This window comes from Effusibacillus pohliae DSM 22757, assembly GCF_000376225.1.
GTDB lineage: Bacteria > Bacillota > Bacilli > Tumebacillales > Effusibacillaceae > Effusibacillus > Effusibacillus pohliae.
Window position 1 is genome coordinate 1 of record NZ_AQXL01000063.1, and the last position, 6,968, is coordinate 6,968.

7 protein-coding genes, 1 other RNA gene and 1 other annotated feature are annotated in these 6,968 nt (G+C 58.8%); of the genes, 2 read left to right on the plus strand and 6 right to left on the minus strand.

Features of this window, described 5'->3' with window-relative positions; translation table 11 throughout:
* Positions 1-543: 543 nt before the first annotated feature.
* Positions 544-736: non-coding RNA, 6S RNA (ssrS, locus tag C230_RS21680), on the minus strand.
* 176 nt (positions 737-912) lie between these two features.
* On the opposite strand from ssrS, the gene C230_RS0101225 reads away from it, so the two are divergent.
* On the plus strand, positions 913-1,746 hold the full coding sequence (locus C230_RS0101225) for a polysaccharide deacetylase family protein (RefSeq protein WP_018130257.1): 834 nt from the start codon (positions 913-915) through the stop codon (positions 1,744-1,746).
* Between the two features lie 143 nt (positions 1,747-1,889).
* Positions 1,890-2,411 (plus strand): type 1 glutamine amidotransferase domain-containing protein, encoded by a 522-nt coding sequence (locus C230_RS0101230; RefSeq protein WP_018130258.1) that lies wholly within the window; start codon positions 1,890-1,892, stop codon positions 2,409-2,411.
* 216 nt (positions 2,412-2,627) lie between these two features.
* On the opposite strand, the gene C230_RS0101235 is transcribed toward C230_RS0101230, so the two are convergent.
* The 5 genes from C230_RS0101235 to C230_RS23105 form a co-directional block, all read right to left on the minus strand.
* Positions 2,628-2,933: a hypothetical protein gene (locus C230_RS0101235; protein WP_156807298.1), complete on the minus strand. Its 306-nt coding sequence runs from the start codon at positions 2,931-2,933 to the stop codon at positions 2,628-2,630.
* A gap of 18 nt (positions 2,934-2,951) precedes the next feature.
* The gene (proC, locus tag C230_RS0101240) at positions 2,952-3,812 is read right to left on the minus strand and encodes a pyrroline-5-carboxylate reductase (protein WP_018130260.1); all 861 of its coding nucleotides are present in this window, start codon (positions 3,810-3,812) and stop codon (positions 2,952-2,954) included.
* A gap of 13 nt (positions 3,813-3,825) precedes the next feature.
* Positions 3,826-5,166, minus strand: a complete 1,341-nt coding sequence (locus tag C230_RS0101245) for a glutamate-5-semialdehyde dehydrogenase (RefSeq protein WP_018130261.1) — start codon at positions 5,164-5,166, stop codon at positions 3,826-3,828.
* A complete protein-coding gene (proB, locus tag C230_RS0101250; protein ID WP_018130262.1) occupies positions 5,163-6,275 on the minus strand; it encodes a glutamate 5-kinase in 1,113 nt (370 codons plus the stop codon). Before proB ends, C230_RS0101245 begins: the two co-directional genes overlap by 4 nt.
* Positions 6,276-6,342: 67 nt before the next feature.
* Positions 6,343-6,571: a binding site (T-box leader), on the minus strand.
* Between the two features lie 178 nt (positions 6,572-6,749).
* A partial coding sequence (locus tag C230_RS23105; RefSeq protein ID WP_211207981.1) for a hypothetical protein occupies positions 6,750-6,968 on the minus strand: 219 nt, incomplete at its 5' end.

A 6,968-nucleotide genomic window follows, 5' to 3' on the forward strand; every position in this document is an offset into this window, starting at 1 on the left:
GCGGTCACTTGCGGCTTCACCGCTACCTCCCGCCGGCAGCCCCCTTCCGGGGTATTCGGCTGTCGTCGCTCATCGCACGAACGCATCGGTTTCTTCTCTCCTTTCGGTTCGGCCCTTCCGCTTTTCGGCGTCCCGTACTCGCGTACTATGGCCTCTGCTGACTCCTGCGGGTTCAGCGCAGCCTCCCGGCCGCGGTTACCAACGCAGTTGGCGTACCCCGCAGGCCTCCCCAGATAAGAGCGTCATCTTTCCGCCCGCGCTTGCCCAAGTCTACCGTTACAGCCCTTGGCGGCTTTGGATTTCGTTGTGTGTAGGCAACTCATCCGACTGTAACGGCCTCAAATTGGGTTCGTGTACCTCAAGCCGTGCGTTTGCCTCCGGCTTCCTTCAGATTCCGCCTCGCGACGGACACCCTTGCCCTTGGCTACGGTAGGCGCTCGCCAGCCCCCGTTCGGGACTCTCACCCTAGAGATGACGCCCATGCTGGGCGTACTACAAAAAAAAAACGATCCACCTCGCAAGTGGATCGCTTTTCCGCTGCCAATGAACCCCGCCTATGCCGTCGAAACGGATTGTTTTCTGAACCCGCTCTCCGCAGGTGGGTGACTCATCGTTGCTTGCTGCCGTCCCATCGTCCCGCAGGAGGTGGGCATGACATCCGCAACGAGTTCTGTCTCCCTCTTCATCGTTATCGGTTCAAAACAAGTTACCGTTCTGACGCGCATCGCAGGATGAGTCGTTCTTTGTGTTTCTTATTATACCCGAAATCGCCGGCAACTCAACCCTCAATTGCTGCCAACACCGGTGATTTTTTGGGATCTTTCCGGTCAGCTGCCGATTCGGATAAAACGGTGGGAAACAAGCAAAATAGGAGAAGTACAGATTTTCCTCAGACAAAGGAGGCATCCGATCATGAACAAATGGGTTCTGACCATCGCCTTGTGCAGCCTTGTGCTGTCCGGGTGCGCCTCTAAGACCCAGCCACGCGCCAATGTCCGAACGCCACCTGCGCCACCGGTCGCTCAGGTACAGGCGCAAACTCCGAATCTGGAAGACGGAAAAGAACATGATGTACGGGAGCCGCATCCGCTGTCCCTGGCCGACTTGCGGAGAAAATATCCGAGCACGTTTATCCTCAGCGGCCCGCCAACGAAACGGCAAGTAGCCCTGACGTTTGACGACGGCCCCGATACGGTGTTTACGCCGCAAGTGCTGGACGTGTTGAAACGGTATCATGTAAAAGCTACTTTTTTCGTGGTTGGAAACCGGGCGCTGGCGCATCCCGAACTGGTTCAGCGGATGGTGCGGGAAGGGCATGTGGTGGGTAACCATTCGTTCAGCCACGCCAACCTGCCGAAACTGTCTGACGACCAGTTCCATTATCAGATCCTCCATACGGAAGAGATTTTGCGTCCGCTGATCGGGTACAACCCGAAACTCGTGCGTCCGCCATACGGGAACATCAACGAACCGCAAATTTTGTGGCTGGCCGGCCAGGGCTTCAAAATCATCAACTGGAACGTCGATTCGCTCGACTGGAAAGGGTTGAACGCGGCCCAGGTGTCGACCAACGTGCTGGCGCATGTCCATCCGGGCAATATCATCCTGCAGCATTGCGCCGGCGGCCACGGCGAAGATCTGACCGGCACCGTGCAGGCGCTGCCGCGAATCATTGAAAAATTGCGGGCGGACGGTGTGCAATTCGTAACCGTTCCGGATTTACTGAACCTGCCGGCGAGCCGCTAGCGCCTTATCACTGCAAAACATGCTTCATCCCCGATCAGGCAGTGGGCTTTCGGACAGGATTTCTGTATAGTAAAAGGGAAGCGGCTGCACTCACATTGGTGCAACAGCCACAGGAATCTGCTGTGTGCAGGGAGGGAAAACGTATGCGGTTGCAAGGAAAACGGGTCATCTGCCTGGTGGAAGAAGAATTCGAAGATCTTGAATTATGGTATCCGGTCTATCGCTTGCGGGAAGAGGGAGCTGAAGTGCTCCTGGCCGGTTCCGAGCAAGGGAAAACCTATCATGGAAAATACGGCGTTCCCGCGACGGCGGACGTTTCGTTTGAGCAGGTGAGCAGCGCCGAGTATGACGGCCTGTTGGTGCCGGGCGGCTGGGCGCCCGACAAACTGCGGCGGTATGGAAAAGTGCTGCAGCTTGTGCGCGAGGTGGATGCGGCCGGCAAGCCGATCGGACACATCTGCCATGCCGGCTGGGTGTTAATCTCCGCCAAAATTTTGAACGGCCGCAAAGTGACGTCGACACCCGGCATTCGGGACGACATGGAAAACGCCGGCGCGATCTGGGTCGACGAACCGGTTGTGGTGGACGCCCATATCGTGTCAAGCCGCCGTCCGCCCGATTTGCCCGCCTATGCGAAAGCGTTTTGCGACGTATTGGCCAAATGAGCGCAACCCCTGCGTCCTTGATGACAGAGGACACAGGGGTCGTTCATTTTGATCGATCGTTTGATTCGATCAGTTCATCCATTCATGAGAGGATGAATAGAAAATGATCGTACACAGGCTGCCCTGGGCTGGCATTGTTGTCATTCACCCTGATATTCAATCACAACGCCATCTGAATCTACATAGAGGCTCGCCTGGAGCAGCCCTCTCACACGGTTATCGTTCGGCCGGTGCGTCCCCGCCGCCGGTACCGGGGGCCGATTTTTTGACGATTTTCACAATCCGCCGTTTCGGCTTTTCTGTGGGGATCTGCGCTTCCGGCGTATCGAGCCCCTTTTCGCGCAGCAGATTCTGAATCCGCTTGATGTCGATCGGCGCGATCCGCCACGCTTTTTCCGCATAGGGAAACGTTTCGGCCGTCAATTTGCCCTGTTCATTCAATTCCTCGAGCGCCATCCGCACACGCTCCAGCGGAACCTGCAGCATCTCCGCCACATCATCCATGTTAAACCGTACTGTCATAGACTCACCTGCCACCTCCTAGCGAATGATCGAAGCTTGCTGTTCCCCCATCTCCCGGCTCCGTTCCGCCGCCCGGGTGACCACCCGCTGCACCAGGTCTTTGAAATTGGCTTCCTCGAACACGCGAATCCCGGCCATCGTCGTACCGTTCGGCGATGTCACCTGACGCCGCAGTTCGCACGGGTCGAGCCCCGTTTCCTGCAGCATCTTGCCCGCTCCGAACAACGTCTGCAGAATCAGTGTCCTTGCCGTATGTGCCGGCAATCCCAACGATTCGGCAGCCTGCTGCATCGCTTCCACCATGTAGTAAAAATAGGCGGGGCCGCTCCCCGACAATCCCGTCACCGCATCCATCAACGTTTCGTCGACCACAGAAACGGTGCCAAGTACTGACAAAATCGACTCGGCCAGCTGCTTCGTCTGCTCACTGCAATACTTGCCGTATGCAACCGCCGTCGCCGATTCGAGCACGGCACAGGCGGTGTTCGGCATCGCCCGCACCACCGGTACAGGTTTTCCCACAATGGATTCCACCAGATCGGTCGCAATTCCTGCTGCGACCGACAAGATCAGCGGATCGCCGATTTTTCCGCGGATACGTTCCAGCGCATGGGCGACGTCATGCGGCTTACAGGCGATCAGCAGCACGTCGGCAGCCGCCAGCACCGCCGCTCCTTCCGCAGTTTCCAGGTTCTCAACGACGGACACTCCATACCGTTCCCGCAGGTCGTACAGGCGATCCAGGTTGCTTTTGTTCGTTACCGTAATCTGCGCAGCGTCCACCGCGTTCGCCTCGGTCAGGCCGCGAATCATCGCTTCCGCAATCGCCCCAGCACCCAGCAGCAAAATCTGTTTGTCTTGCAGTTCGGTTTCTCTCATGGCCTGGCTCCCCCTATCTGCGGATTTGCCCGCTTCCCCGGATGATATATTTATAACTCGTCAACTCCGGCAGCCCCATCGGACCTCGCGCGTGCAGTTTCTGCGTCGAGATGCCGATCTCAGCCCCAAACCCGAATTCAAACCCGTCCGTGAAGCGGGTCGAAGCGTTGTGATACACAGCCGCCGCATCCACCCATGCCAAAAACAGTTCAGCCGCGTCCCGATCCTCCGTGATGATCGCTTCCGAATGGCGCGTTCCGTATTTGTCGATGTGCTTGATCGCCGCTTCTACGCTGTCCACTACTTTGATGGCCAGAATCAGATCGAGAAACTCGGCCGAATAATCGTCGTCCGTCGCTAGTTCAACCGCCACACCTGCCAGCCACCCGATCTCCAGCGTGCGAACGCAGCCCCGCAGTTCGACGCCCCGTTCCTGCAGTGCCCCCAACACTTCCGGCAGCCATTGCGCAGCCGCCTGTTCGTGCACCAGGAGCGTTTCCATCGCATTGCAGACGGACGGGCGTTGCGTCTTGGCGTTCAGCACGATCTGCGTTGCCATGTCAAAATCGGCCTTCGCATCCACGTACACATGGCAATTGCCGACGCCCGTCTCGATCACCGGCACCAGCGCATTTTCGATCACTCGCTGGATCAGACCGGCGCCGCCGCGGGGAATCGCCAGATCGACAATCCCCTTCGCGCGAATCAGCAGGTCGACCGATTCCCGTTCAGTGCGGTCGATCAGCTGAATCGCATCGAGCGGAACCTGCGTGCGGCTGAGGCCATCCCGCATCGCCTGTACCAGCGCGATGTTGGAACGCAGCGCCTCTTTTCCGCCGCGCAGCACCACCGCATTGCCGGTTTTCAGGGCCAAACCGGCTGCGTCCACCGTCACGTTTGGGCGCGATTCGTAGACCATCGCAATCACGCCAAACGGCACCCTCACTTTTTCGATCTGGAGCCCGTTCGGGCGCTCGAGCGTCGCCAGCGTTTCCCCGACCGGATCCGGCAATCCGACGATCTGGCGCAAGCCTTCGATCATCTCCTGCAACCGCTTCTCCGTCAGCACCAGCCGGTCGATCCGCGCCTCCGGCACGCCGTTTTGCCGCGCTTCCCGCACATCCTCGGCGTTCGCCCGAAAAATCGACTCCCGCTGCCGCCACAGCGACTCGGCCATCGCCAGAAGCGCCTCGTTTTTCTCGTCAGTCGAAAGCACTCCCAGCTTTCCCGCCGCCTGTTTGGCCGCCTGCGCCTTGCCCAATACGATTGCCCGCAATTCCTCGCTCACTTCCGCTACACCGTCTGCCGTCCACTGGGCCGCTGTTCCCTCGAATCGATTCCCCGTTTCCCTCATGCGTAACTCCCCTCCCGTGCATAAATGACCATCGCATCTCGATGGATGACTTCGTGGTAGTTCTGCAATTTTTCCCCCGCCAGCCGGCGTCCGAGCAAGAGCCGCAGATCCCGGTCGGAAAAACTGACCGTGCCCTTGCCGATCACCCGTCCGTCCGGCGCCGCCACCTCGACGACCGCCCCTTCGTGAAAATCGCCTTCCACCCGCACGATCCCCGGTAGCAGCAAGCTGCCCGCCCGCTCCAGCAGCGCGCGGACCGCTCCCTCGTCGATCACCAGCCGGCCTTCCGGGCGAGTCCCATAGGCAAGCCACGATTTTTTCCCGGTAAACCGGGTGTGCGCGTGAAACCGTGTGCCGACCGGCTCGCCTGACCAAATCCTCCGCAGCACATCCGGCTCAGAACTGGACGCGACGACCACATCGATTCCCGAATCGACCGCAATCCGGGCCGCCGTAAGCTTCGTGCGCATGCCGCCCGTACCGACGGCGCTGCCAACGCCTCCCGCCGCCTCCTCCAGCTCCGGCGTGATCTGCCAGACGTCGGAGATGCGTCTGGCATTCGGATGGGTCCGCGGGTTGGCCGTGTACAGGCCGTCAATGTCGGTCAATAACACCAGCAGATCCGCTTCCGTCACCAACGCGACCAGACTGCCCAACGTGTCGTTGTCGCCAAACCGGATTTCCTCGACCGTCACCGTGTCGTTTTCGTTGACGATCGGCAGGATTCCGTGCCGCAAGAGCGTCTCAGCCGTATTGCGAATATGGATGAACCGTCTGCGGTCTTCGATATCCGAACGGGTAAGCAGCAGCTGTGCGATCATCATGCCCCGCTCGGCGAACAGCTTCTGGTACAGCTCGATCAGGAGTCCCTGCCCGACTGCGGCGGCCGCCTGTTTTTCCGGCATCGTGATGTGCGGTCGGTGCCAGCCCAATTTTCCCAATCCGGCCGCTACCGCGCCGGACGACACAAGAATCACCTGACACCCGTACTCCGCTTGCAGATTGGCAATCTGGTCGACCAACCGGCTGATGTGACCGGTTGACAAGCGGCCCTGCGCGTCGGTCAGGCTGCTGGAACCGACTTTCACAACGATCCGTTTCGCTCTCATCGGCTCACCCTCTTTCACATTTTTTTGAGCGCTCGGTCGCGGTACCAAAAACAAAAGCCCTTCGTCCCGGAAGGACGAAAGGCTAGCTTTCGCGGTACCACCTTCATTGGCATGACATGCGCCAGAAGGCGCAATCATCATGCCCACTCAACCCGGATAACGGCCGGCTTCCGTCCCGCTTTTCACGGGCAGTTCAGGAGGCGGGTTCAGCCTGCTTCCACGGCGGGATCTCACAGCCGGCGAATCCCGCTCTCTGGGCGCTTCCACAAGCTTGCTCACTCCGTCATCACGCTTGCGTTGATGCGATTGTGGTGATTTCGTACGTTTACGAACCGGCGCCTGCCGCAGCCGGTCGCCTTGCTTCGATTTATTTTATATTTATACACCGAACCGCATGCAAATGTCAACGAATTTCGGTTTGAAGCTTTTTGCGATGTGCCCTTTTTTGTTCCATGTTTACAGTAGGTGTATCGCTCAGAGCTGTTGAGAAGTCGATTTCAACCGCACGGGTGAAAAGCCCTCCCGCCAAATCCACACGGATGGATCGTAAAAGGGCGCACGAATCCCGTTATCCACAAAATCCGTTCTGTGGATGGACGCTGGAAGAGGAGGATCCAGATGTGGATATCTTCTTACGCCACCAGGCTGCGCATCTTCTCCTGCCGCTTCTCCTTGATTCGCCCCAGTGCCAGC

What these genes read in the sequence shown, in the direction of transcription:
- C230_RS0101225 (WP_018130257.1), top strand. Translation starts at nt 913, where the DNA reads ATGAACAAATGGGTTCTGACCATCGCCTTGTGCAGCCTTGTGCTGTCC.
- C230_RS0101230 (WP_018130258.1), top strand. Translation starts at nt 1,890, where the DNA reads ATGCGGTTGCAAGGAAAACGGGTCATCTGCCTGGTGGAAGAAGAATTC.
- C230_RS0101235 (WP_156807298.1), bottom strand. Translation starts at nt 2,933, where the DNA reads ATGACAGTACGGTTTAACATGGATGATGTGGCGGAGATGCTGCAGGTT.
- proC (WP_018130260.1), bottom strand. Translation starts at nt 3,812, where the DNA reads ATGAGAGAAACCGAACTGCAAGACAAACAGATTTTGCTGCTGGGTGCT.
- C230_RS0101245 (WP_018130261.1), bottom strand. Translation starts at nt 5,166, where the DNA reads ATGAGGGAAACGGGGAATCGATTCGAGGGAACAGCGGCCCAGTGGACG.
- proB (WP_018130262.1), bottom strand. Translation starts at nt 6,275, where the DNA reads ATGAGAGCGAAACGGATCGTTGTGAAAGTCGGTTCCAGCAGCCTGACC.